This is a genomic window from Pseudomonas sp. P1_C12 (assembly GCF_056406435.1).
Genome location: NZ_JBFUAE010000043.1, coordinates 1 through 2463 on the forward strand (window position 1 = coordinate 1; position 2463 = coordinate 2463).

A 2463-nucleotide genomic window follows, 5' to 3' on the forward strand; every position below is an offset into this window, starting at 1 on the left:
TTTCCTGCACCGCGCCCGCCTCATTGCCTGTCACGAAACTGAGCACCGGCGCGTCGTTGCTGCCGGTGACGGTGACGGTCACCAGCTGGGTGTCGACGCCACCCAAGCCGTCGCTGACTTGCACCGTGAACACGTCATCATGGCTCTCGCCCGCCTTCAGCGCCTGCACCGCACTGGCAACCCCATCGGTGCCGTTGGCCAGGGTGTACGTCCACTGGCCGCTGTTATCGACGGCGATCGAACCGTAGGTGCCCGTATCTGTACCCGCAATGCTCCAGGTCGCCGTGGCGTCGTGATCGATGTCGGCCGAGCTGAACTGGCCATTGACGCTGAGCGTGGTGTCTTCCTGCACCGCGCCAACATCGTTGCCGGTCGCGAAGCTGAGCACGGGCGCATCGTTGCTGCCGGTAATGGTGACGGTCACCATCTGGGTGTCCACGCCGCCCAGGCCGTCGCTGACCTGCACGCTGAACACTTCGTTGTGACTTTCTCCCGCCTTCAGCGCCTGCACTGCACTGGCAACCCCATCGCTGCCGTTAGCCAGGGTGTAGGTCCACTGGCCGCTGCTGTCCACGGCGATCGAGCCAAAGGTGCCGGTATTTGGCCCGGCAATACTCCAAGTGGCGGTGGCATCGTGATCGATGTCGGTCGAGCTGAACTGGCCGCTGACGCTGAGGGTGGTGTCTTCCTGCACCGTGCCGACCTCGTTGCCGGTCGCGAAACTGAGCACCGGCGCGTCGTTGCTGCCGGTAATGGTGATCGTCACGTCCTTGGTCACTGTCGCCCCGACGTCGTCGGTCAGCGTCACCGTGAACACTTCGGTCTTGGTCTGGCCCGCGGCCAGGTACTGCGCCGCGCTGTTGTTCAGCGTATAGGTCCAGCCCACGCTGCCCACCGCGTCGCCGGTGCTCTCGTCGCTGACGGTGGCCACCAGCGTACCCAGCGCATTGGCTGGCGCGCTCACGCTGGCCACATGGGCGTCATCGGCCAGGTCCACGTCGCCGAAGGCGAAGCTGCCGCTGGCCAGCGGGGTACCGTCTTCGGCTACCGCCCCGCTTTCGACTTCTGCCGCCGTCACCGTCGGCGCGTCGTTGGTGCCGGTAATGGTGACGGTCACCAGTTGGGTGTCGACGCCGCCCAGGCCGTCGCTGACTTGCACCGTAAACACCTCATCATGACTCTCGCCCGCCTTCAGCGACTGCACCGCACTGGCAACTCCGTCGCTGCCATTGGCCAGGGTGTAGGTCCACTGGCCGCTGCTGTCCACGGCGATTGCGCCGTAGGTGCCGGTGGACGCGCCATTGATGGTCCAGGTTGCCGTGGCATCGTGATCGATGTCGGTCGAGCTGAACTGGCCGCTGACACTGAGGGTGGTGTCTTCCTGCACCGCGCCGGCCGCATTGCCCGTCGCGAAACTGAGCACGGGCGCGTCGTTGCTGCCGGTAATGGTGACGGTCACCAGTTGGGTGTCGACGCCGCCGAGGCCGTCGCTGACCTGCACCGTAAACACCTCATCATGACTCTCGCCCGCCTTCAGCGACTGCACCGCACTGGCGACACCATCGGTGCCATTGGCCAGGGTGTAGGTCCACTGGCCGCTGCTGTCCACGGCGATCGAGCCAAAGGTGCCGGTATTTGGCCCGGCAATACTCCAAGTGGCGGTGGCATCGTGATCGATGTCGGCCGAACTGAACTGGCCGTTCACGCTGAGCGTGGTGTCTTCCTGCACCGCGCCCGCCTCGTTGCCCGTCAGGAAGCTGAGCACGGGCGCGTCGTTGCTGCCGGTAATGGTGACGGTCACCAGTTGGGTGTCGACGCCGCCGAGGCCGTCGCTGACTTGCACGCTGAACACTTCGTTGTGACTCTCGCCCGCCTTCAGCGACTGCGCCGCACTGGCAACGCCATCGGTGCCATTGGCCAGGGTGTAGGTCCACTGGCCGGTGGTGTCCACGGCGATCGAACCGTAGGTGCCGGTGGACGCGCCATTGATGGTCCAGGTCGCCGTGGCATCGTGATCGATGTCGGCCGAGCTGAACTGGCCGCTGACGCTGAGCGTGGTGTCTTCCTGCACGGTGCCAACATCGTTGCCGGTCGCGAAGCTGAGCACCGGCGCGTCGTTGCTGCCGGTAATGGTGACGGTCACCAGTTGGGTGTCGACGCCGCCCAGGCCGTCGCTGACTTGCACCGTAAACACGTCATCATGGCTCTCGCCCGCCTTCAGCGACTGCACCGCACTGGCAACTCCGTCGCTGCCATTGGCCAGGGTGTAGGTCCACTGGCCGGTGGTGTCCACGGCGATCGAACCGTAGGTGCCGGTGGACGCGCCATTGATGGTCCAGGTCGCCGTGGCATCGTGATCGATGTCGGCCGAGCTGAACTGGCCGCTGACGCTGAGCGTGGTGTCTTCCTGCACGGTGCCAACATCGTTGCCGGTCGCGAAGCTGAGCACCGGCGCGTCGTTGC

The 2463-nt window shown here is 65.4% G+C and carries 1 protein-coding gene; it reads right to left on the minus strand.

What is annotated here, in order from left to right; all coding sequences use genetic code 11:
* Positions 1 to 2463 (minus strand): beta strand repeat-containing protein (locus AC1D19_RS30220; protein ID WP_477765557.1); only part of this gene is annotated, 2463 nt, incomplete at both ends.